The 21,333-nt window shown below is 60.1% G+C and carries 19 protein-coding genes and 2 pseudogenes; 6 read left to right on the top strand and 15 right to left on the bottom strand.

The features are described 5' to 3' along the window. Nucleotides 1-259: 259 nt before the first annotated feature. The 3 genes from DXK94_RS00105 to DXK94_RS21575 form a co-directional block, all read right to left on the bottom strand. Complete coding sequence (locus DXK94_RS00105) at nucleotides 260-637, bottom strand: hypothetical protein (RefSeq protein WP_115523305.1); 378 nt, start codon at nucleotides 635-637, stop codon at nucleotides 260-262. Next, nucleotides 637-1,026, bottom strand: coding sequence for a hypothetical protein (locus tag DXK94_RS00100; RefSeq protein WP_115523304.1), 390 nt, complete (start codon nucleotides 1,024-1,026; stop codon nucleotides 637-639). Before DXK94_RS00100 ends, DXK94_RS00105 begins: the two co-directional genes overlap by 1 nt. A 1,398-nt stretch (nucleotides 1,027-2,424) precedes the next feature. Further along, complete coding sequence (locus tag DXK94_RS21575; protein WP_258868374.1) at nucleotides 2,425-2,580, bottom strand: helix-turn-helix domain-containing protein; 156 nt, start codon at nucleotides 2,578-2,580, stop codon at nucleotides 2,425-2,427. A gap of 174 nt (nucleotides 2,581-2,754) precedes the next feature. Here DXK94_RS21575 and DXK94_RS21305 point away from each other — a divergent pair, with 174 nt between their 5' ends. Continuing rightward, the gene (locus DXK94_RS21305) at nucleotides 2,755-2,994 is read left to right on the top strand and encodes a hypothetical protein (protein ID WP_181884692.1); all 240 of its coding nucleotides are present in this window, start codon (nucleotides 2,755-2,757) and stop codon (nucleotides 2,992-2,994) included. 159 nt (nucleotides 2,995-3,153) lie between these two features. On the opposite strand, the gene DXK94_RS00085 is transcribed toward DXK94_RS21305, so the two are convergent. From DXK94_RS00085 to DXK94_RS21870, 5 genes and pseudogenes are all read right to left on the bottom strand, one after another. Further along, on the bottom strand, nucleotides 3,154-5,574 hold the full coding sequence (locus tag DXK94_RS00085; protein ID WP_258868373.1) for a DEAD/DEAH box helicase: 2,421 nt from the start codon (nucleotides 5,572-5,574) through the stop codon (nucleotides 3,154-3,156). A 253-nt stretch (nucleotides 5,575-5,827) separates the two neighbouring features. Continuing rightward, on the bottom strand, nucleotides 5,828-6,172 hold the full coding sequence (locus DXK94_RS21570; protein ID WP_115523301.1) for a hypothetical protein: 345 nt from the start codon (nucleotides 6,170-6,172) through the stop codon (nucleotides 5,828-5,830). 3 nt (nucleotides 6,173-6,175) lie between these two features. Next, on the bottom strand, nucleotides 6,176-6,631 hold the full coding sequence (locus tag DXK94_RS00075) for a prevent-host-death protein (RefSeq protein WP_115523300.1): 456 nt from the start codon (nucleotides 6,629-6,631) through the stop codon (nucleotides 6,176-6,178). Between the two features lie 851 nt (nucleotides 6,632-7,482). Then, entirely contained in the window at nucleotides 7,483-8,931 is a 1,449-nt protein-coding gene (locus DXK94_RS00070; protein WP_258868372.1) for an HIRAN domain-containing protein, read from the bottom strand. 15 nt (nucleotides 8,932-8,946) lie between these two features. Next, nucleotides 8,947-9,120 (bottom strand): annotated as a pseudogene (locus DXK94_RS21870) (DUF4236 domain-containing protein); the annotation flags it as partial. Between the two features lie 438 nt (nucleotides 9,121-9,558). Here DXK94_RS21870 and DXK94_RS00065 point away from each other — a divergent pair. After that, a complete protein-coding gene (locus tag DXK94_RS00065; protein ID WP_115523298.1) occupies nucleotides 9,559-10,584 on the top strand; it encodes a DUF4192 domain-containing protein in 1,026 nt (341 codons plus the stop codon). Between the two features lie 376 nt (nucleotides 10,585-10,960). On the opposite strand, the gene DXK94_RS00060 is transcribed toward DXK94_RS00065, so the two are convergent. The 5 genes from DXK94_RS00060 to DXK94_RS00035 all read right to left on the bottom strand — a co-directional run bounded on the left by DXK94_RS00060 (nucleotide 10,961) and on the right by DXK94_RS00035 (nucleotide 16,272). Then, nucleotides 10,961-11,809: a LysM peptidoglycan-binding domain-containing protein gene (locus DXK94_RS00060; RefSeq protein WP_181884691.1), complete on the bottom strand. Its 849-nt coding sequence runs from the start codon at nucleotides 11,807-11,809 to the stop codon at nucleotides 10,961-10,963. Nucleotides 11,810-12,788: 979 nt separating this feature from the next. After that, the gene (locus DXK94_RS00050; RefSeq protein ID WP_115523492.1) at nucleotides 12,789-13,385 is read right to left on the bottom strand and encodes a TetR/AcrR family transcriptional regulator; all 597 of its coding nucleotides are present in this window, start codon (nucleotides 13,383-13,385) and stop codon (nucleotides 12,789-12,791) included. A 207-nt stretch (nucleotides 13,386-13,592) separates the two neighbouring features. After that, on the bottom strand, nucleotides 13,593-14,201 hold the full coding sequence (locus DXK94_RS00045; protein ID WP_115523491.1) for a LysE/ArgO family amino acid transporter: 609 nt from the start codon (nucleotides 14,199-14,201) through the stop codon (nucleotides 13,593-13,595). Nucleotides 14,202-14,633: 432 nt separating this feature from the next. Continuing rightward, complete coding sequence (locus DXK94_RS00040) at nucleotides 14,634-15,752, bottom strand: glycosyltransferase (protein WP_181884690.1); 1,119 nt, start codon at nucleotides 15,750-15,752, stop codon at nucleotides 14,634-14,636. Between the two features lies 1 nt (nucleotide 15,753). After that, nucleotides 15,754-16,272: a TetR/AcrR family transcriptional regulator gene (locus tag DXK94_RS00035; protein WP_181884689.1), complete on the bottom strand. Its 519-nt coding sequence runs from the start codon at nucleotides 16,270-16,272 to the stop codon at nucleotides 15,754-15,756. Between the two features lie 315 nt (nucleotides 16,273-16,587). Between DXK94_RS00035 and DXK94_RS00030 the strand changes: the two genes are divergently transcribed. From DXK94_RS00030 to DXK94_RS00015, 4 genes and pseudogenes are all read left to right on the top strand, one after another. Continuing rightward, nucleotides 16,588-16,923, top strand: coding sequence for a PadR family transcriptional regulator (locus DXK94_RS00030; protein WP_115523293.1), 336 nt, complete (start codon nucleotides 16,588-16,590; stop codon nucleotides 16,921-16,923). A gap of 104 nt (nucleotides 16,924-17,027) precedes the next feature. Beyond that, on the top strand, nucleotides 17,028-17,576 hold the full coding sequence (locus DXK94_RS00025; RefSeq protein WP_115523292.1) for a hypothetical protein: 549 nt from the start codon (nucleotides 17,028-17,030) through the stop codon (nucleotides 17,574-17,576). Between the two features lie 62 nt (nucleotides 17,577-17,638). Further along, nucleotides 17,639-17,932: pseudogene (locus DXK94_RS00020) on the top strand (nucleoside deaminase); the annotation flags it as partial. A gap of 43 nt (nucleotides 17,933-17,975) precedes the next feature. Continuing rightward, a complete protein-coding gene (locus DXK94_RS00015; RefSeq protein ID WP_147294341.1) occupies nucleotides 17,976-18,188 on the top strand; it encodes a hypothetical protein in 213 nt (70 codons plus the stop codon). 63 nt (nucleotides 18,189-18,251) lie between these two features. Here DXK94_RS00015 and DXK94_RS00010 read toward each other — a convergent pair whose 3' ends face one another. Next, nucleotides 18,252-18,599, bottom strand: coding sequence for a hypothetical protein (locus tag DXK94_RS00010; protein ID WP_115523490.1), 348 nt, complete (start codon nucleotides 18,597-18,599; stop codon nucleotides 18,252-18,254). A gap of 1,666 nt (nucleotides 18,600-20,265) precedes the next feature. After that, nucleotides 20,266-21,240 carry an IS481 family transposase gene (locus tag DXK94_RS00005; protein WP_115523290.1) on the bottom strand — a complete coding sequence of 325 codons (975 nt, stop codon included), beginning with the start codon at nucleotides 21,238-21,240 and terminating at the stop codon, nucleotides 20,266-20,268. Nucleotides 21,241-21,333 lie beyond the last annotated feature (93 nt).

Below are 21,333 nucleotides of genomic sequence, written 5' to 3'. Positions count from 1 at the left end.
TTTCAGGGCAACACTCAGCAGTAGACGCTGGCCTGGGGTGCCTTGCGGGTCCAGACGTTGGTGGAACCGGCCACCCTGTACTGGGCCTCCGTGGCGTACGTCCACGAGCCGCTGCTGCTCAGTCTTGGAAGGCTCTCTTTCTTTAACCAGCAGGTTTCACGGTGATAGGGATGAACTGCCACTTCAACGGGAAACGAGTTGAGGGCCGTACGGGGCTGGTAATGCCCGCTCGTACGGCCCTCAACACAGGCTAGTTGGTTCAGATGGAGTTCGTGTTGTGACTGTGGTGGAATCGGCCAAACCGCTGGAGGAACAGGAACATACCGACAAAGGTCACGAGGCCGAGGACGGGCCCTGCCCATAGGGCTATCGGGCTGCCATGGATGAGAACTGCTGCGCCTCCAAAGACAGCCCCAAGGATGCCAACCCCTGGATTGGCAGTAGCAAGTTTCCCTTGTACGTGGTGACCGATTTGTCTGTAGTGGATGCTCTGCAGAACCACGAACAGAACGAAGGCTAGGACCATCGCCACGGACCACGGCGGGTCCGTCATGGCCACAACACTAACCGTCACTCCGAACAGGGCCGACAACGCCAGCCAGTAGTTGCGCTCGGTTGATTTAGAAGTAGTCGTCATTAGCACCCTTTGTTGAAATCGATAGCGGAGCCGGCAAGCATCATGAAGCCGGAGCAGGCGATAGCCGCACCCGGCCCGAAGAAGCCCATAGCGCCACAGAAAGCTGCATTTGTTCCCCACCAAGCCCACATAGCCGCCCAGGCCGAGGGGCACTGTGGGAACATGGGCTTCATGGCCATGCTTCCCTTGCCGCCGCCTACCATGGTCGGCTCAGCCTTGCTGAACTTGGCCACCTTGGTGTTGTTAGGACCGTCTTTTACCTCAAGAGTTAAGTACCCTGTTTCTGTCAATGAAACCAGCGACTGAAGAACTTCAGTAGGCATGGAAGCAGCAAGGAACTTCTGTTGGAGTCCGGCGTCGAAACGACTATCCGAGGAGAGGTAAGTCATAAGCTCCTTGGAATTCTTGATCAGGCGGAGCCGCTAGTCGAAGCCCTCGGGGTCTGCTTTTTGCGCCTGATCCAAACGCCTCATGGCCTCTGCCTTTTGAGCTGCCGTGGGCTCGTGCAACACAACTCCAGATCCGCCCGCGTTTATCGTTTTATTCCCCGAAGCGTCAGCGGGCGCCACCGAAACAAAAACAAGCCCAATTACCGCAACAATGGTCGTTAATATCCAAGAAACTCTCGACCAAGACGTAGATGAATAAACCACTCTAGAAACCCCCAAATAACTAGATGTCACCCGCCCTGCTGAGCAGGCGTCAGGGCCCACAAATCTGTTAGAAACCCTGTCCGGGACAACCTAGGGGCTTTAAAAACGATGTGCAAGTCAAGTGCGACAAGTCTGTACCGACCCCGATGACGCAAGCATCCACGCGCGACTCTCTCGTCGGCGGTACAAGTCAAGTTACTTGTATAGAACAAGGAAGCGCCTCTCTCCATCGCAAGAAAGCAGTACGGTACTCACGCGCGCGTGGTCAGCCAGGTCACGTTTTTTCGAAGCGATCCTCTCCCTCACCAGCACCGTAAGACGGTACCCCCAAGAAGAAAATTCGCTTCACGCACCCAAGGACCGTCTAGGAAATGCGCTCAGCCCTAATACACCGCACAAGAACTAGAGCCACAGTCTACGAGCCCGCCGACTCAAGCTTCGAGGGGATGCAGTAGTAACGACTCCGCCCCACGCGCTTAACTAGCCCGCCACGGACAAAGCCTTCCAAAAGATCCAGGAGTTCAACGCGATTGAGGTTTGCCGAAACTCGTTTTTCGTGCGCTCCCCGAAGCTTATTCATTGCTGGCCGATCATCCATCGCGAGCGCGGCTTCTCCGGTGAGCGATCTGTGCAGAGCAAGCAAGTGTTGGACGTCGTGCCGGTTGAGCCCGGGTGTACGGCCCGTGTGATTGCGGTGGTTTAACTTGACGAATACATCCTCAAGTGTTGGCTCGGGGCGGTTCTCCGGGAAGCGACAGCCGCGGCAGACCCACGGGTTCTGAGTGGAACGGCGGGATTCTGGCAACTTGAAAATCCTGTCCCCGGGGATCCAAGAAGCTCCGCAAACACCGCAGACTCCGGAGTACTTGGAAAGGATGCCGAATCGCTCCTCAAAGTTTCCTCGCAGCTGATTCCTAGCAAACTGAGGTCGAGAATCAGGCAAGCGATGGAAGTTTGTCATATTTTAAACCTACGGCGTGCTGCCCGCCGCAGAAAGCGGGCGACTTCTGCGCAGTAGGCAGGGTCGTCGGCGAGACAGGGAACCCATCCGTCGTGCCCTGCGCCCCTGCTCTACGTTTCCCAGTCATTGATAGCGGCGATTCGATAGACGATGCGTACCTGCCAGTAACTCCGTCAGGTGATCTGGATTCGTTCGTCGCCTAGCTCTACCTCGACACGAAGCCGGCCGCCGAGCGCCTCCACGTATCTCCGCAAGGTATCGACCTGAGCACGATCAATGTCACCGTGCTCGATGCGGGAGACCCGGTTCTGGCTGACATGCAGGCGCACAGCCAGCTCGACCTGCGTGAGGTCAGAGGCTTCACGGAGCTCCCAAGCCGGTAAGCCCGGACCTCATCGAGCATCCGCTTCTTGAGGGCATCCACAGCAATCCGGTCCACCGGACGCTTAACCTGTAGTTCTTCCATGGACTTCGCCACTGTACTTCTCCCAATGGATCCTCAGATGATCATCGAACACCTGGCAGGGCGATGCGGTCGTCGTAGTCGCGGCGAAACCTCAGGCATCCTCGAGACGCTTCAGCAGCTCGACGTCATGGCTCATCACGAACTCAAGGCCCTCGCTAATTTCTTGCCTGTGCCGGTGACATTGGACGTCCGAACCGGCAACTGGGCCATAAAGCACCGACTCGGAGGTGTGCGCTTTGACAGTAGGCGCACCCGGACCGCGGTCACCGTCTTCTGAAACACGGAGGTTCATGTCCATAATTCGATGATAGTGAGCGGTATCAGGTAGTTCACTGGCGTGAGATGTACTCGGCTGCCCGAAGGTGCCCTCTCGACAAAACGGTTCCGAGCAGCTGCGGCAACGCAGACACCGCCGCGTTCATTCCTGGGGACGATGTCACCTACCTATGAGCTTGCGCGGATCACGGAACCCGAGCGAGACATACCCCGGAGCTCGCTTGTTCAGGGACGCGGCCAGTACGGGTGTCGATTCGTCATAGTAGTCGTGAACGGTCGCCACAGTTTTACCCGGATACGGCCGGATTACCCGGCCGACGTACTGCACCAATCTGCCCTTGAACGACACAGGCGCTGCAAGGAACAGGGTATCCAGTTTAGGGCAGTCAAAGCCTTCTCCAATGTATGAGCCGGTGCCCAAGACCAGCAGAGGCTGCGCATCTTCCGTACTGGCGAGGAGGTCGACGGCGGTCTGTCGTTCCTTGGCCTTCATCGCCCCAGTGAAAACCACAGGTTCCAGACCAGCCCCCTCGAACCGGGACCTCAGGGACTCAAGATGGGCTTTCCACGTCGTCAGTACAAGGATTCGGGAGTTCCGTTCGTAGGCTTCAATGACGTCATCGTAAATTTGCTGCAGACGTTCCTCGTTGGCGATCAAGTCCTTGTAGATGGCAGAGATCCCACCTGGTTCGCTGGGGTCTGCTGCGCCGTCATACGCATAGGAGGTCCGGTGCAGTTCCAAAGTCAGCACCGGTTCGGCAATCTCGTGGGCGTGCGTCGGAAGCTGATGCGAAACAGCTGGGGAAATCGTGTGGGAGATTTGGCCGAGCTGGTGATAGATCAGCGAGTCCAACTTGTCGCGGCGGTATGGCGTGGCCGTCAGCCCCAGCCAGTACCGGGCCTGGATCTGGTTCATGACGTGGGTGAACGCTGCCGCCGGGGCGTGGTGACATTCGTCGACGATGACAAAACCGTAGCCGGCGGTCAGCTCGGCTACATTTTCCCGCCGGGCCAGGGTAGGCAACAGCGCGACATCAACCCGCTCCGTCGTCTTGGCACGGCCACCTCCGATTTGGCCGCACTGCTCGTCCATGAATTGGTGGATGCGGCTGCGCCATTGCTCTGCGAGGGCTTTACGATCAACCAGAATGAGCGTCGAGACGCCGCGCAGTGCCATTGCAGCACACGCCATCACAGTCTTTCCGGTACCGGGCGGGGCTACCAGGACTCCGTGCTCGGAGGCAGTGGCGGCCTCCAAGCCGCTTTGTTGTTCGGAGCGCAGGCTGGCCGAGAACTCGAAGCTTTGAGCGGTGCCTTGCGCCCGTTGATCATCAATGCGCAGCGAGCTGCCACTCGATTCGACGAGTTGCTGTAACAGGGGCAACAAACCACGGGGCAAGATAAGGTCGCCGTCAAACGTTTCGTCGTAGTTGCGCAGGTATCGAGGAATGTTCCAGGTGGACCGCCTCTGGCGTTGGCGCTCATAGAACTCCGGGTTCGGCATGGACGCGGCATGCTTTACGGCCGAGATCATTGCTGGTCCAAGGTCCGCGGCTTTGATCGTCAGACGTGACGCAAAACCTGCGCGGACAATCAGTGCGGGGCGCGGAACGATTTTGGACGATTGGGGCAATTCCAGCCGGCGAACTTCATTTCCCAGCCTAACTTCCGGCAGTCTGCGGATGTGGTCGCGAACTTCACGGTCGGAGATCCGATCCAGACTGGACAGGTATGCCCATTGGTCCTCATATGGTTCGAGGGTCGTTGTGTCGAGGAACAGGGTGGTGCCATGCTGGCGGCGCTTACCGTTCAGCGGTGCGGCTATCAGGTTCCCCATACCCTTGCCCGAGTGAACGTCTTGGGCGGGAAAAAGCCTGTCGTAACTTGCCAGGCTCATGCTGCCGCGCAGCGCCATCGCCTCATGAATGAGGCCGCTGCCAAGCTGGCGAGCTGCGGACGCCAGTATGGCGGTGCTGAAGAAGATCCACACATGGGCGCCGCGCCCAGACTGGGACACTTCCAGGGCCGCGGGAATACCTCGAAAGCGAGCAGCCTTGGCGTACGCAAGTGCATCGAGCATTGCGGCGCCGCCGTCAAAGTCCGCGGCGACCCACCAGCAGGTGTCCTGTTCAGTCAGGGGATAGAGGCCAATGTGCTGCTCTCCGCGCAAATGGTCGGCAATGACTAATGGAGTAAGCGGCAGGAATCTAGCACCAGCGATGTTTGTGCCTTTACGCCAGCCACCGGCGATGGCCGGGACCCAGCCGGAGCGGCCGTCCCGCGAGTTTTCCCACCGGACTGCGTACACATCATTGCGCGCCCTGAACAGATCCTGGAATAGCCGGACTTTCGCTTCCGGAGACGAATCCATGGTGACCGGACCATGGTGCACCACTGAAGGAAGTACAGCCTGAGCCAAGTGGGCTGCCTTTGACTCCGCTTCCGTGAGTTCCAAGAGCTTCCGCAGTCTGGCGTTGTCCAGGCGAAGCTCCTCGAGCTCACGTCTTAACGCCCTGTCTGCCGCACTGGAAAGGCCCGGCAATGCAGTTTGCGCACCAACTTCAGGAGTGTCTTCAATCACGGTTCCAATTCTCACAGCCGGCAGGGCACCACGGAAACATGCGGAATCCGCGGCAGTCTTGGGCTGCGTGAACGTCCGGGACGACGAAAAGTGTGGACACATCCACACTTTCTTTTGGACCCTATCCCGGCATCGGAGCACTCAACAAGAGACCCTGCAGGCTATTTTGGACGAGGCTTACAAAGTGGCGGAATCCTTGGTATCAGCGTTCGCTGCATCTCAGCGCTGAAGGCCGGGGACTGTCCATGTTCTGTTATGACTTTGTTTCGTTTGGGTGGCTTGTATGGACCTGCTCTAGGTAGACAACCTGGTCCACAACGTAAAACCAGATGCGTGCATCACCCTTTAAGGTGGGCTTGTGCTGCCATCTGTCGTGGGTAACGCCGCCTCGTGACACGCTGCCCAGATCACCACGCAGTCTGTAGTTCGTTGGTGTCGTCACTTGCGGAGTGCGGGTAAGAAAGTCCCATGAATCCACCAGTGAGTTCCTGATCGTGGCTTTCAGATCCGTCCAACCGCGTTTAGCCTGCACCGATGCGAAACGTAGCTGGTACTCACTCTTCTTTGTCGGCCGCTCGACCTTTTCGCTCTTGGCCATCCCTTAAGGACGCTCAACAGTTTCGGCGTCATCAAGCCATTCGATCGTTTCCTTGCCGAGGCCGGCGGCGATGGCAGTTGCAGTCTCACGCCAGGCATTGAGTTCCGCGATGGCCAGATGAGGCTGGTTGGTTGCGAAAGAGGCTCGTGCTGCCGACACGATCTCCGAGGCGCATGTTTCCCGGTCGATCTGGCTCAGGGCAAGCATCCAGGGAAATCGATCACTCATGCGGTTCGCGAGCGTCCCCTCTGTACTGGTGGTGACAGCGATTAGCTGCGCGGCCAGTTCCAGCAGTGACGCACGTGCCCGGTCTGCGCTCTCGGACATGAGCACCAGATGCTCGCCGTCGCGTCGAGTGATTTGAATCGGGTGATCCGCTGCAGCGGCAAAGGCCTCAGCGGAGGCGCGGCTTAGTTCGGAAGACTGGAACGTCGTTCGGGAAGTGGCTAATGCGCTCATACACTTACACTACTTCAGATCCTGTTCTGAAGTATAGCCAACTGTCCCTGCAGACGCCCATGTTGTGAATGCCTGCCCATGTAGGTCATGCCGTTTGATTCCCCGAAGGTGATGAACCCACAGGCGCTCCGTCGCCGCTTGTTCATTCTGATGGCCCACTGAGGTCTTGGCGGGTGGTCTCGCGTAGACCGGGCTCGCTGCAGCGCGCCCGCAGGTTTTGACAAGCCCGTCGTGCAGCCCAGAGGTCGTTCCGCTATCCGAACGACACCCTACCCATAGCAGAGACTCGGTGCCGATCGAAAACAAAGCAGACATAAGTGTGGACAATGTCAACACCTCTTTGGCAGGACAAATCGAGCGCCCTCAGCGTCTGAGCGGTAAATAGAAGGAGCTTTTGCAGCAAAGCCGCACCAATGTCGGTGTCGTCATGTCGTCCCCGCAACCTTGGACCATGAATAGGTGTTGGACAACCACGCCCAACCCGACAGATCCGGAACGAGGAAGCGCTCAGCCCCACCACAGCAGGCGGAAGGCCCACCAGCCAGGGACTTGAACCCGCCACCCCACACCTGAAATAGGCCACCGCGGCGGCCAGGCCCCAGCCCGCCCACCTAGCGTCAGAGGGACAACACCACAAGCCATGTCAACACGTTAAAGCAAAAACCCCTCTGACGAGGGGATAAGTCGTGCCCGAGCTGGGACTCGAACTGTCTTCCAGGCCTTGCAAACACTGGGAACTCGCGAAAACATGCGGAGTCCGGGCCCGTCCTGCGGCAGTACAAGCTACTCCGAGGCCAGGAGTGTGGACATTGTCCACACTCCTTTTTCGCGTTTTCTTGCGTGGCTGGTCCCTACTTTCCGTAGGCGGGCGGAACGTCATATCGCGGGGCCAACGGGAGGAGCTTCGGGGCCGTGTGTGGCCCACTGGAAAGCCAATCGTTGCCGATCTCGATGGCTTTAGCGGCGTGCAGAACGAGCTGGGCCGCGAGGGCGGAGCCGGTGATCCTTGCGTAGGCCAAGGCCGTTTCACCGACAGCCTCGGTATGTTCGAGAAGTGGGAGCAGGTGTGCAGAGGTGACTTGGCTGAGTTCCCCGACCCGTTTGCCGTCGAGTCGAACCTCGACAAACGGGCGCTGGGTACCGTTCTTCAACGTGTAAATCTCTTTGTGAAGACTGACTAACAGGAGTCCGACACCATCAGAGGGCACGTGACTGAAAAGAACGTCGAAATGGTTCTCTTCCTTCAGGACCTGAATTGCTGATCCCCACGGTACAAGCGTGTTCTCGCCCGTGGGGACCTCGTTGAGCGGAGCCATCAGACCCGGTTCAGGCATTGCAACGGTGACGCGGGCGCGAAGCCGATCCCCCTCGTCGTAGGCCCAGATTCGAGCCGTGGCTGCCGCCGTGAACCCGCTTGCAATAATTCTCCTGACCGGTTGTTCGTAACGAAGCGCATCCTCGCGGCTGAAATAACCGAGGACATGCCCACTCCAACGCACACTGATGGCATTTGAGTCATAGGGGTTGTCCGGTTCAGCCACCAATTCCACCTGAAGACCTTCAACTTCACCCTCGCTCCTTCCAGCGGTCAAGGCCCCATTGGCGCGCAGCGTGGCCCTGATCCCCTCGCCGTACGCGTGCTCACCCACGACTTCGACATTCGGCCATTCCGAGCGACCAAGCGAAACAGGATAAAACCCTTTGACAGGGGAAACACGCTGATCGACCGGCGCAGTAAGTTCCACCACCCCTGAAGAATCCTGGGGACGCGAAGCGAAATTGGCCAAAGCTTCAACGCCGGCACCAGGGACAGGAGGTTCGAAACTGCCTGACCATGTCGCATCCTCCCACGACTGACGGCCACGGCGGCGGTTTCGCATCAGCAACACCAACCCGACAATTGCCGCAGCCAGCAGAACCCCTGCAGGCGAGGACACCGTAACGATCAGCAACAGCAGTCCGAACAGGGCCCACTGAGCAGCTGTCCCAGCCTTCTCCAGCTGCGGCACTCCGCGACCGCCGCCGCTCAGCTTTGCAGGGTTCTCACCAACGTAGTTCAGGATGTTCGCTGCCTGGCCCAGAGTCAGGTGCAAGAGGCTAGGACGCGTGCCCGTTACGCGGGCGACAGCCGCGCGCACGAAGTTACGTTGGAACTTCGATGCTGCAGCAGTGCCATCGGGGGCCAGGAGCTGGCGCCATGTCTCGTCGCTGATGATCTGTCGACCGGTCTGGCCGCGAGCAGGACTGGATCCCCGTGCAGCGGGCTTCCCTGTACGGCGGTGGTTCGAGCTGCTGGTCACATGGGAGATCCCTGTTTTGGGGATCCTCACTGTACTTGTGGTCCGGCCTGTCGCGGACTTCGTGACCCGGAACGGGCCAGCCCCAACACTTGCGCCCAAGCCCCGCTTCGATGCCGTGATCCGTACAGGCCCAAAGCTCTTCGACTTGCGGTAACGAAACCCCAACCCGCACCCCCAAATTTGGCACACGAAAAGCCAGTTCTCCTCGTACGAGAGATTCTATGCGTCGGCGCCATATAAATGGGGACAGTTCCAGAAGCTCGAATTATCTATATAAACCCAATCAAGAGCAGTAAGAACCCCTGCATCTGTCGAAGTCATGCCGACTGATTCCCTGACTTCAATGAACAGACGAGAGCATTACCTCTGCTTGTCATTCTGGTATGTCCAATGATCGCTGGGCGGGACCTCCGCGCAACCAGGGCGCTACCGCGCCGACCCCGGAACCGAAAACTTCACCACCAGAACAGCGGAGCACTACCGCCATATGAAGTTTTCGCCCCGGCGCCGGTCCCCCAAGTTGCACTCCGGCCCCTTACCCCAGCGGGTGGTCCCCTACCAGAACGACGCCCACAACCAACAACCGCGAAAAACACAGCAACAAAATGGGTGAAGGGAACACGGATCATGGAAAAGCTCACGATCACAACACCATCAGATGTGCTCAGTTTCGTCGGGCACACCCTGGGCTTTTGGCCTCAGGAGAGCCTGGTGTGCATTACGTTGAACGAGAACAGCATCGGCGCGACCCTGCGCATCGATCTGCCCCGCCAACCCGGTCAGGAACTCCCCTACGCACGCACCGTCGCCCACTACCTCACCAGCGACACCACCGCCACATCCATCCTCTTCGCCATCTACACCAGCGAAACCGCCCGCCCCGGACAGGCCAGGCCATACGCCGGCACCATCGCCGCGCTCACCGGGGTCCTCGCCGAACAGGGCATCACCATCCGGGACGGACTCTTCGTCGGAGATCAAACCTTCTCCCCCTACGACGGCGACCCCGGCACCAGCCTCGCCCTACCCGTCAACTCCACCCAGACCAGCGCAATCAACGCCGAATTCATCTACCGCGGCAGCTATATCGAACCCACCGACCGCGTCACCCTCCCAAGCGGCCAGGAAGCAGCCAAAGCGGCCGCCGTCGAACACCACATAGAAGGCATCGCCTCCCAACCAACCGGCACCGCGCTCCAGCAAGGCCGCAAACTCTGGGCAGACATGCTCGACGCCGACACTTTCCCCAGCGACGATGACTGCCACGCCCTGGTCGCGAACCTGCAGTTCCCGGCGATCCGGGACCGGCTCATCGCCGACATCCCAGGAGTGGACGAACCCATGCAGCAGATCCTGTTCGCCCAAACGGACCAAGCCCCCAAATGGCCACGCATCGAATGGGCACAACAACTGCTCCTGCACGCCTACACCCGCACCAGCGCAGAACACGCAGCCCCGGTCCTCACGACCATTGGCTACATCAACTGGTGGGAAGGCAGAGGCAGCAAAGCACACCAATTCCTCCAACTCGCCCTCGACACCGACCCCGCCTACCGCCTCGCATGCCTCAGCGACCAAATGATCGGCTCCGGCATCGTCGCCGGCTGGAACATGAACAAAAACACCGCCTTTAGAGCATTACCCTTCGACTAGCCCTCCAGGGAGGGCAGAGAATCAACGAGCCCCGCAGCCGGGTGGTTCGGCCACGCAATGTGTGGGCTGCTGACGAGCGATTTATCTACTCGGACAAGACAAGCCGCAGCAAATTGTCCAACAGGCTGTTGGACAATTGCGGTTGAGAAGCATCAGCTTCGTGCGCTTAGACTGCAGGAGCATACGGCTTATCTGGCACCCCTCGCCCACGCTGCTTCGAGCCTCATGGTTCCGTCAGCAGCTCCACCTGCTGACCACAGCTTTACAAAATCGCAATTATTGGCTCTTTAAATTGAGGGGAGTAGCCCGGAATGGGGCTGTTCGGGTACCGTCCTGACACGTCCACCTGCCGGGCCGTATCTGGATTATTGCGGTCTCAAAGGCCTGGTTTGTTGATGGGCTTGTCCAGCGCGAGGCTTATGGTCTGTCCGGGTGCTAATTCGCCAGTTGGTAGGTCAACAGCTTCGTACCAGGTTCCGCCTGTGCCGGTGGTCGGGCGGTTCGCTGCTCGTAGGTCGGTAATACTGAATCGGAACGAAATTTGTCGCTCCGTGTCACCGGGGGCTGTGGTGTAGGTGAGTGGGATTCCTTCAGCATTGGCAGTGAACGTGCCCTGCGCACCCTCGATCTTCAGTTCACCGGGTATCAACCGCAGTATGCTTCCCGCCGGGATTGGCTCGTCGGCCGTGAGTGCCGGGTTGTAAAGCAGGATCTGTTCGGTAGTGGAGCGGAATTTGTATCCGAGGCTGTCGAACGAGTCACCGTCCACGGTGGTGTAGAAAACGGGCTGCCCGAACGAGTTGGTGACGGTTTTTCCCTTGCCTGATCGGTTGTCCACCGGGTTTTTTTGGAGCTGGATCACGAGTCCGGCCTGGATGAAGTAGGTGCCGCCTTTTTCGTAGGTGAAGGGGACCTTGTTGGCTTCGGCTAACTGCTCCTGGGTCAGGTTGAACCGGTACGTAATGCCACTCAAGGTGTCACCGGTTTCTACCTTGTAACTGGTTGGGATCCCGTGGGGGTCAACGGTGGCCGCGCCGTTTGCCCCTGTTATTGGTCCAGCGGGAATCAACCGGAGCTTAGTGCCCGGACCCACGGGTGAACTTGGCTGGAGTGCGTTGAATTCTGCGACCTTTGCCTCTGAAAGGTTGTATGCGGCAGCCACGCTGGCAAGGGTGTCGCCGGAGACGGTGGTGTAGTAATCGACGTTGCCGAACGAGTCGATCACCGCTTCCCCACGCAGGGAAGGCTTACCGTTGCTGGCTGTTGTTACTTCCGGTGCGGCCGTGGTGGGATGTGCTGGGGCTGGAGGCTCTGTTTGCGTGCATCCGGCCAGTCCCATCGCTAGTAAAGCGATGGACGCAGCTGCCCATCTGGATAGCCCTACATGCTTCCGTGCAACTGCATTGTTCACCGTACATCCCCCCAAAAAGCCCGGCGCACACCGGGAGCAAAGTCCGTTAGACCAAACCTGAGCCTAGTGGATGAGGCTCAATGGGCAGGACCTGCCGTCCGGCCGGACCAGCATCCGGGAACTGAGAGGCCGTAGTGCAGCATCTGCTCCCGGGCCGCAGAATTTGCACTCCCTGTTGGCTGGCCCAGCACAATCCCGTACCCTTTGAATTAGTAAGTATACTGACTAAGACGCGGGTGCTTCCCGCCAGTTGATCAGGTAGCAGTGATGAATGATCCACGGCAAACCGCCCGAGTTTTATTAGAACGGGACATCATCAGCCTTGAGGGCCTCTGGTTGAGGTACTGGGGCAATGGCGGCAGTGCGGACGAATTTGACTTCGATGCACACCTCTACGGGATCCAGGAGGCTCCCCCGTTTGAACTCAGTGTTCTGGCCTGGGCTATGGAAGGCCTGGACGCCGACTCCCCACGTTGACGCTCAACCCGGCACCGGGACGGCGTCCATGAGGCGGCTTGAAATTCTCTGATCGCCGCAAGTCCCGCTCTGGCAGCCCAGGGCGTTTGGGCTTGGGCCCGTGAAAGAGGGACTTGGATCTGTTCCATTGAGAGGCTCGGTCCCGCCTACGCCCGGGGACAATTCCTTGGGGGTTATCCACCGCTACTGCTGCAATGGGAGCTACCCCAACGATGTTGGGGAGCCAATGTCACCGCCCGTTCACCGCGGAACGGTGGGAGAAAAAGCGACGGGGTCAAGAGCTATCGGCATGCCCCCGGTGACACCTCAGTCATTTCTAGGTCTCCTTGGGAAAACGTGAAATACCCCGCCATGCCAGGCGGTAAACAAGCTCGCTGGCCGCGTCCAGGCTAAGGGCAGCGCTGCCTTGTTCAGCAGTGTTCTCTACCCAGTAACGGGCGCTTGCTTGAGCCAAACCCATCAAAGCCCTGCCCAGGAATTCCGCTTCGACAAGCGGCAACTGAGCGTCCTCCCTGATGATTCGGGCGGCAACGCCGGCGAATCCCCTTCTGAATGCCTCCCGCCTCGCGAGGACGTCAGGATCATTGCTCAAACCGGATTCGAACGCGAGGCGATATGCACCATCGTCCCGGGCAATGTAGCCAAAATAAGCCCGGATAGCGTCATGTACCCGTTCTTTATTGAGCTTCGTGGAACGGACGGACTCCTGCAATACATCGCCGAGTGCGGTGAGATTGATGTCCAGAAGCTCGAGGTACAGCTCACGCTTGGATGGGAAGTACGCGTACAGAACCGGCTTGCTCACATAGGCCGCCTGGGCAATATCGTCCATGTTGGCACCCTGGTAACCACTGGCTACAAAAACTTCCTGGGCTGCCTGCAGAAGCTGCCGCCGCCGCTCATCGCGTACCACTGTATTCGGTGTCCGCTCAGCCGTCTGCGGGACTGTCTCACGCTTCAACCGTCTCTGGTCAACCACGAGGCACCCGCCTTTCTCCTGGACGGTCCACTGTACCCGGCGCGACTTAGGACCCGTCCCGCCTTGCGGGGTCTGCGCTTTGTGGGTGCGGCTGTTGTCGTTTTTTGGAGATGGCTCATCCGTGTCATTGGCTGGTCCTTGTCACGCGGCAGATTGGTGCAGTATCAGATTTACTGTGAGGAGGATCATGACAACGCCGGTAGCAAGGTCGATGATTCGCCAGACGGTGGGCCTGGCCAGCAGATTGGACATTGCCCGGGCGCCGTAGCCGAGAGCGGGGAACCACAGCACGCTGCCCGCTAGCGCCCCTGCCGCGAAGGCCCACCGGTAGTCGGAGCCGTGCTGGTTGGCCAGCGCGCCGAGCAGCACCACTGTGTCGAGGTACACGTGCGGGTTCAGGTAGGTCACGGCCAGTGTGGTGGTTACCACTGATCCCAAGGATCGCGGTGCCTCTGTCATTAAGGACGAAGGCTTCAGCGCGGCCGCGAAAGACCGCCCAGCCCACCACGCAAGGTAAGCCGCGCCGGTCCACTTCAGCACAATCAATGCCGTAGGGAAGTCCGCCACCAATGCGCCGACTCCTAAGGTACCGCATAAAATCAGTACTGCGTCGCTGGTGACACAGAGCATCACCACCGCGCCCATGTGCTCGCGGCGGATTCCCTGGCGCAGCACGAACGCGTTCTGCGCACCGATTGCAACAATCAAGGCGAGGCCGGTTATCAGCCCTGCACTCCAAATGCTCCACATGGTTGTTACCACCGCACTTCAGTTTTTTTCGTCTGAGTCGGGTACCGGGCTTGGTCCTGGTCGGGGGCTGGGCTCGGGACGGCGATCCGTCCAGAGCGAGGAACCCGGTGGGGAGCTGTGATCCGAGACCGGACGGGATGTCTCCGGTTGATCGGTCAGGGCTAGGGTTGCGGCACCGCCAGCCAGGATGGGCACCATGACCAAGACCAGGGCCGCCTGGGGTCGGGTGCCTCTGGTCTTGCGGTGAGGTCCATGACGAATGAGTACTGCTGGCGATAGGTTCGAGCGCATTTCTGTTCCCCACGGATGGATCCCGCGCGAAAGGGTGCGGGTGTCGGGGTAAAGGTGGACAGGTCTGTGCGCAGTTCGCGGCTAGGCCTGAGGGCGAAGTGCCGGACGGGCGGCGGCACTTGTGTCGGAGTTGTTGTCGTCCTAGTTGGAGGCGCGGGGGTGCTCCAGTACGGCGAGCAGTCGGTCGGCGGCTACTGATGCTCCGGGCGTTTGTCGGAGCCGGGTCCCGAGTGCGCGGGCGGCCGTTGTGAAGCCCTCGGTGCCGGTGATGTCCAGGATCGCCCGCCGGATTGCTGCGGGCGATGCCTTCTTGTTGAGTTTGATTCCGGCTCCAGCATCGGCAACGGCTTGCGAAACCATTGACTGGTCGATAAACGGGTTCATGGGCATCAGCAGCATCGGAAGTCCGTGGATGAGTGCGTTCATGGTTGTCGAGTGGCCACCGTGACCAACGACTGCGGTGACACGCGGCATGATCTGGGCATGCGGTGTGAACGCGAATACCTCAGCGTTGGGCGGGGTGGGCAGCCGTGTCGGATCTATTGCCGGACCCGTCGTAACGACTGCATCCAACGGCAGGTCTTCCAATGCCTGGAGGATCCTCCGGTAGGCGTCCTCCTGTCCAGGGACCCCAATGGTGCTTAAGCTGACCAGAACTGTCGGTTTGTTGGTGGTCCTCCCAATCTCCTGTGCAGCCTGTTCGGTGACCCCGCACCAGACGCGGGTCTTACTTGCGCGGTTTCCGGCCGGGTCCAGTCCCGGATCGCTCACTACCAACTCCAGTGAAGCCTCCGCCCACAGGGTGCGCGCATTGAGGCCTTTGACCCGGGCGAGCATTCCTATCGGTCCGTTCGCGAAGTTGCCGCCCCAGAACTGATAGAAGCTGTGGAACAGGACGGCGTAGGGAGGTGCGTGCCTGTGCGCCGCCTGCAGGACGGACAGCAGCATGCAATCGATAATGACCAGGTCGGCCGGGTCAGCGTGGAGCAGGTCGACAAGGTCCTGGCCAGCTCCCGCGTTGGTGCACATGGTCAGGAAGCCGGGGAGGTCCCGATGCACCGGCCGTATCTCGGCAGGGTCCCAGTGGGGCATCCTCCCGAATGCGCTGAATTCGAAGCCGGCTGCGGTCAGCGCGGCACGCTGCCGTTCGTGACCGAGGAACCGGACCCTATGGCCGCGGGCAAGCAGATCCCTGCCAATCTGAATTGCCGGAGGAACGTTCCCGCCGGCGTCGATGGTCACGAACAGAAAGGTGGACATTTCAAGCTCCTTGCAGAATAGAGGCGACCAGCCGGAGCAGGCGCGACTCCGCGTCCTCCCGGTCCAACTTCCGGTCCCGGCGCAACAGCTTCCAGGTATAGACATCGCAGGCGACTACAAGCAGGTCCAGAATTTCTCCCCTTGCGGGCTCAGCTGTGTCGGCAAGCAAGGGTGCGAAGACGCGTTCCACCCAATTCCGGTGGATGCTGCGGCCTTCGGTGGTGATCTTGGCCGCGCGGGGTTCCCAGCTTTCCTGCCCCAGCAGCAGGAGGACCCCGTCACCGCGCAACTCGTAGTGATCGAACAAGTTCGTGATGGCTGCGGGGACGTCACCGGGGACAACTTCCCGCTCTGCAGTAACCCGAGCCGAGGCAAGTTCCTGGGTTGCGTCGAGCAACCCCTCTCTGGTCCCAAACTGCCGCAGCACGGTCTGCACCGAAACACCCGAGCGAGCAGCTACCTCCGGCAAGACAAGCGCTGACAGGGGCGCTTCATTAGCCAATGCAAGGACTGCCTCCATGATGCGTTCCCTCGTCTCGTGCACACTCTGCGCTCTGGCCTTCAGTACGTATGGTCTGGTGCTTTTCATGATAATTACTATTAACGCCAAACCGGTGTTTCGTGTCAATAGCTACTAACACTAAATTGCTGCTCCATGCATCACTTCGTCTGCAGCTCTCTGCGCGCTCACCCCTCTTCTTGTCGGATGAAACGAGAGGGTGGCTGATGGCTCGAGCAAACGCTCGGCAGGACACCAGCCCTGTCGATCGTTTTGCAGCTCGAGAAGTGGGGCCCCGGGCATTGACTTCCAAATCTATATAGCTAGATTTGGATAATGGAGAACTTGGCACGGGTCACACCCGCCACCGCACTGGTCCTTGAGGCCTTGCTGTCAGCCGACAGTGTGTGGGGGCTGCAGATCGTGAAGCACGTCGGGAAAAAGCCCGGCACTGTCTACCCGATTTTGGACCGCCTGGAAGTTGCCGGGTGGATCCAGGGCGAATGGGGCTCTACTCAGGACCGCAAGGGGCCCCGCCGGCGCTACTACCGGCTGCTGGCTGAAGCACGCCCGCTGGCACAGGACTACGTGAACACCCATCGGGCCAAAATCAGGACCTCTGCGACCAGGCCGTCGCCTGCCACCTTTGAGGGCAAGTGGCAGGGCGCATGAGGCCCGCAGAAACCATCCTTGCCTTGGCCGTGACCCTGACTCCAACCCGTCTCAGGGACGTCCGCGAGGAGCAGTGGAGAGCCGACCTGCGCGATGGGCCCGCCATGGGCATCTCCGCGCAGTCGCTGCTTATCGGCGCTCTTTGCTCATCAGCAACGGCAAGGTCTCACGATCTGCTGCACCGTGGCGGCAAGGTGCTGTCGCGCATCACAAAGGGGGAAAACGTGAAACTGCTACTGGGCATAGCCGGTGCGGCCGCGATCCTGGTCGGCGGCGCCGCCGTTGGCATCCAGGCGGGCCACTTCAACACAGAGACGCCGGTGCCCCGGACGCCCGAGGCAGACCGTCCAATCGGCGGCTACGAAGGCTGGTGGAACTCCACCCCTGATTCCGGCAGCACAGAGAGCCTCCCCCAAGAAACCGTGACCGTGAACACCCGCACCGGCAAAATAATTGATGCCTTCAACAGGGCGAAAAACAGCACACTGATCTCGGATGTCGACTACGACCTTGTCCCCGACCCCTCGTGGCCGGCCAATTCCATCGTCATCATCGATGCCACATCCGGCTTGGTCATTGAGGACTTCCTGATTGACGACCGGGGCGTCCCCTTTGATGAGAACGGACGGCCTATCGACGCCGCTGCCGGATAGGGAATGCCAGATGCCCCAGCAAGCGGGGTCGTGGCAAAAGTGGGGAATGGGACAATGACCGCATGACTCACGAACCGCTGCAGCCCGCCGCCCAGCCGGGACCGGAAGCAGCCCCTGACGCCGCTTTCGAGGCCGCGTATCAAGCCGCCCAAAAGAGCCTCAGGGAGGGCGGCATTCCTATCGGGGCAGCACTCGCCCGTGACGGCGTGGTCATCGCGAGCGGACACAACGAAAGAGTCCAAAACGGCGATCCGATCGCGCACGGGGAGATGTCCGCTCTGCGCGTGGCCGGCCGCCAGAAAAGTTACCGGGACAGCACGCTATACACCACCCTGGCCCCGTGTGCAGCAGATACGCTCAAGGCCAATCCAATTTGGGGGATGAATGCACGGTTCACGTATGAGGGCTTTCCTGCTCGGGCTGGGTATGCTGCCCATCGGGTGGGTGCTCTTTGAGGTCCTTGGCGGACGGTCCAGCCAAGAGCAGTACCGCAGCGATGAGGACCTTTACACCCTGCTCTCCCTGGTTGGCGTACTGATCCTGGCCGCTGGCCTGGTGTGTATCCTGACCAGCATTTACCAGTGGCTCAAGGAAGCGATCCGGACATGGTGAGCACCTCAGCTGCTCCCGCCCTCGATGACATCAGGTCGCTCGCCCGGTCAGGCGTTTAGGGCGTCATCCTCGGAGCCTGCTCCTTACGCGGACGAACAGGACGGCCAACGCCATCGCGAAGAAGGACAAAGTCAGAAGGGCCAGGACCGCCAACGCCGGATTCGTCCACGGAGGAACCAAATCGTACTCGGCGTTGCACTTAATGGTCAGCGGGAACAGCTGAAGCTGCTCATGCGCGTTTTGACTTCGGTATTCGTGGTCGTACCTGTGCCCACCCAATTCGCACACCTCCCCCACGTCGAGCCCTCCGGCGGAGACACCTATGAAGAAGACTACGAACAGCAGGACCGCGGACAATACGCTCAACGCCAGCCACCCGGCCGGCTTCACGCGCGGCAACGTCTCCCCCATCCACTGGAGCCTACCTACGCGTTCCCCATCTGCCGAAACGCGTACCCGTCCACTCAGGTGCCGCTCCGGCGCTGACAGTAGCGTGGTGAGCGGAGCCCTCACCATTATCGGCGTTGGGTCCTTGTCATCAGCAGAAAAGTGAATCCTGCATCTTCAGTGCGTCCACTTAACGCACACCCCAACCTTGCGCAGGCAGCCTAGGCGATGACCCGAACCGCACTGCCTCGTTTTACCCGCCTCACCAAGCACTAAAGTTGCCGCCTCCCCTAGTGTGTTCATCATCGTCTTTGCCGCACCGCCGACAGCGCTTGTACACACTGCCGTCTTCGGCATGTTCGACATGCCATTCGTGTCGGATGTTAAATTTGCACAGCAGGGCCTGGATCATGGCATCCTCCGAAACCAATCGAAATGGTCCATACCACTCATGGTGGTCACCTACCACCACCGCCTTAGAGCCCAGTCGTTGGCTGCCCCGTCCCCGTCGGCGCCGTCCTTGCCGCAATGCAGGCAGCGTTTGTACAAGCCACCGTCGTCGTTGTGTTCGACGTGCCAGCGGTGATGGAGATTGAGCTTGCACAGCATGTCTGTGAGCATCACAATCTAGCGCCTAGTAGTAGTCGCGGGTGTGGGGGTCTTCGGGGTGATCACCGCTAGCGAGCCTTCCCGACCGTCGGGCACTGTGGGAATCTTCCTTCCCGCAGTGACTGCATTGGCGTCGAAACTCGCCGTCGTTCATTCGGGCCAGCCAGTGATGGCCGATGCCCCATCTGCAAAACAGTTTCCGGATCATGGTGATGTCTTTTCTGGGGCTTGCCCAGCTGTCTCTTGGTTTGTCCGCATAACGTGGCTGTAAGGCTAATCATGGCCCTTTTGGAAGCACCAGGAGAAGAGGCAATCGGTAACGCTTAGACCAACTTGTGCCTACCCGCGAAGGGTAAAGAAGCCGCTCCTCGCCCTAGCTTGACGGAATCGCTAATATCGGCTCTTTATAACAGGCGGGGGAGTGCCTGGAAAGGGGCTGTCTCCCGCCCTCATTTCGTGGCGTTTTCGCCCCGGACTCCTTGGGTCAGAATTGTTCAGCCAGGACCCAGTTTACGGCGGGGATGTCCAGAAAGGCAGGGTTAAAGGCGCATCGGAGCCCTGGCGTTGCCGGGCACTGAGGATGTGCAGCGCCTGGGAAGGTCCTCCGCGATGCGCTGATGTCGCTCTCGGTGTGTGCGCAGGCCCTGGTTGATGGCTTCGATCACGAGCGTTTTGAGTGCACTGCCGCCGCCGAAGTCCTCGGCGCGGGTTGCCCTACGGAATTGTTCCTGTCGTGGAGGAGCACCTTGTGCAGAGAGGCTCCTCCGACGCCGGGCGCTGACATGACGCGCGCGCTCTTTCGTATTGGGGGTGTCTACCCCTCGGTTTCTGGTGGGGCGGGCCCGGCTGTAGAGGTCGGCACTGCACGGTATTCAGTAATACTTGTGGCCATCGACCAGACCACCAGTGCCAGGATGCCAGGAAGAAAGCCGTACCCGAAAACGCTGTCTTCACCGAGGCCTACGACGGCCGTCAAGAACGTAATGAGGAAGGAAACCGCCCCGACTAGTGCCACGACTCCGGTCCAACGGGGGAAGGAACCGCTTCGCAGTGTCGCCAATCCGACGGCGCCTAGGTGTACTCAGCCAGTAGGTTGGTTGCACCTGCTGATGGGTGGTTTGCTTCCGAGGCTGCCGTGGGGCCGGTGGTTGTTGTAGAAGTCTAGCCATGGCTGCAGGGCCTCGGTGCGTGCCTGATTGGACATGAAGGGTTGGCGGTAGGCCCAGCCTTCCTGCAGGGTGCGATTGAAGCGTTCTGCTTTGCCGTTCTGCCAGGGATGGCGGGGCTTAATCAGGATGTGTTTCGCGCCCAGCGCGGCCAGGGCGTCCTGGAAATCCCGGGAGAGCCGGTAGGCGAAGGCGTTGTCAGTCATGACGCGTTTCACGGGTGCACCATTGGCTGCCATAACTGCGGCGGCCCTGATGAGGAACCCTGCACAGGTGGGCCCTTTCTCGTCCGGCAGGACCTCGGCGTAAGCGAGCCGGGTGTAGTCATCGATGGCGACGTGGACGTAGTCAAAGCCCAGGTTCCTGCCCGAGGAGCGGTGGTTGGCCGGGCTCTGTGCAGGGTCCGCCCGCCATCCTCCGCCCTCGGGGATCCTGCCTAGTTTTTTGACATCGATGTGGATCATGTCCCCTGGTGCGTCGCGTTCATAGCGGCGGTCGGTGGCGCGGGAAGCCCGGATCCGTGCCCCGCTCACGGGGTCCAGGTCCCACAGTCTGGGCATGCCGGCACGGGCCAGTATCCGGGAGACCGTCCTGGCGCTGGTGCCGCAGCGCAAGGCCAGCTCCGTCGGACCCTCGCGGTGCTCCACCCGCTGGGTCAGGACATCGGCAACGACTTCCACCGGGGTGGCATGCGGGCATGACTTTGGTCTGGAGCTGCGGTCCTGAAGGCCGTCCAAGCCGTGGGACCGGAACCGGCTGATCCAGCGGTGGGCACAGGTCCGGGAGACGCCCATTTCCTTGGCTACATGGGCAACCGGACGGCCACTCATGACACGTTCGACGAGGATGCGCCTACCGGTCGGGGTCAGACGGGCATTACGGTGGATCATGAAGACCTCTTAGTCGTTGGCTGTGTGTGGTAACCACCAACCTAAGAGGTCTTCACCTATTCACGCCTGTAACCAACGTCCTGACTCAGTACA

This window comes from Arthrobacter sp. RT-1, assembly GCF_003367205.1.
Lineage (GTDB): Bacteria > Actinomycetota > Actinomycetes > Actinomycetales > Micrococcaceae > Arthrobacter.
The sequence above is the reverse complement of the archived record's forward strand: the minus strand, read 5'-3'. Positions and strand labels throughout refer to the sequence as shown.

Coding starts and splice junctions, on each gene's coding strand:
- DXK94_RS00105 (WP_115523305.1), bottom strand. CDS start 637: ATGACGACTACTTCTAAATCAACCGAGCGCAACTACTGGCTGGCGTTG.
- DXK94_RS00100 (WP_115523304.1), bottom strand. CDS start 1,026: ATGACTTACCTCTCCTCGGATAGTCGTTTCGACGCCGGACTCCAACAG.
- DXK94_RS21305 (WP_181884692.1), top strand. CDS start 2,755: ATGATCATCGAACACCTGGCAGGGCGATGCGGTCGTCGTAGTCGCGGC.
- DXK94_RS21570 (WP_115523301.1), bottom strand. CDS start 6,172: ATGGCCAAGAGCGAAAAGGTCGAGCGGCCGACAAAGAAGAGTGAGTAC.
- DXK94_RS00075 (WP_115523300.1), bottom strand. CDS start 6,631: ATGAGCGCATTAGCCACTTCCCGAACGACGTTCCAGTCTTCCGAACTA.
- DXK94_RS00065 (WP_115523298.1), top strand. CDS start 9,559: ATGGAAAAGCTCACGATCACAACACCATCAGATGTGCTCAGTTTCGTC.
- DXK94_RS00045 (WP_115523491.1), bottom strand. CDS start 14,201: ATGTGGAGCATTTGGAGTGCAGGGCTGATAACCGGCCTCGCCTTGATT.
- DXK94_RS00040 (WP_181884690.1), bottom strand. CDS start 15,752: ATGTCCACCTTTCTGTTCGTGACCATCGACGCCGGCGGGAACGTTCCT.
- DXK94_RS00035 (WP_181884689.1), bottom strand. CDS start 16,272: ATGGAGGCAGTCCTTGCATTGGCTAATGAAGCGCCCCTGTCAGCGCTT.
- DXK94_RS00030 (WP_115523293.1), top strand. CDS start 16,588: ATGGAGAACTTGGCACGGGTCACACCCGCCACCGCACTGGTCCTTGAG.
- DXK94_RS00025 (WP_115523292.1), top strand. CDS start 17,028: ATGGGCATCTCCGCGCAGTCGCTGCTTATCGGCGCTCTTTGCTCATCA.
- DXK94_RS00015 (WP_147294341.1), top strand. CDS start 17,976: ATGAGGGCTTTCCTGCTCGGGCTGGGTATGCTGCCCATCGGGTGGGTG.
- DXK94_RS00010 (WP_115523490.1), bottom strand. CDS start 18,599: ATGGGGGAGACGTTGCCGCGCGTGAAGCCGGCCGGGTGGCTGGCGTTG.
- DXK94_RS00005 (WP_115523290.1), bottom strand. CDS start 21,240: ATGATCCACCGTAATGCCCGTCTGACCCCGACCGGTAGGCGCATCCTC.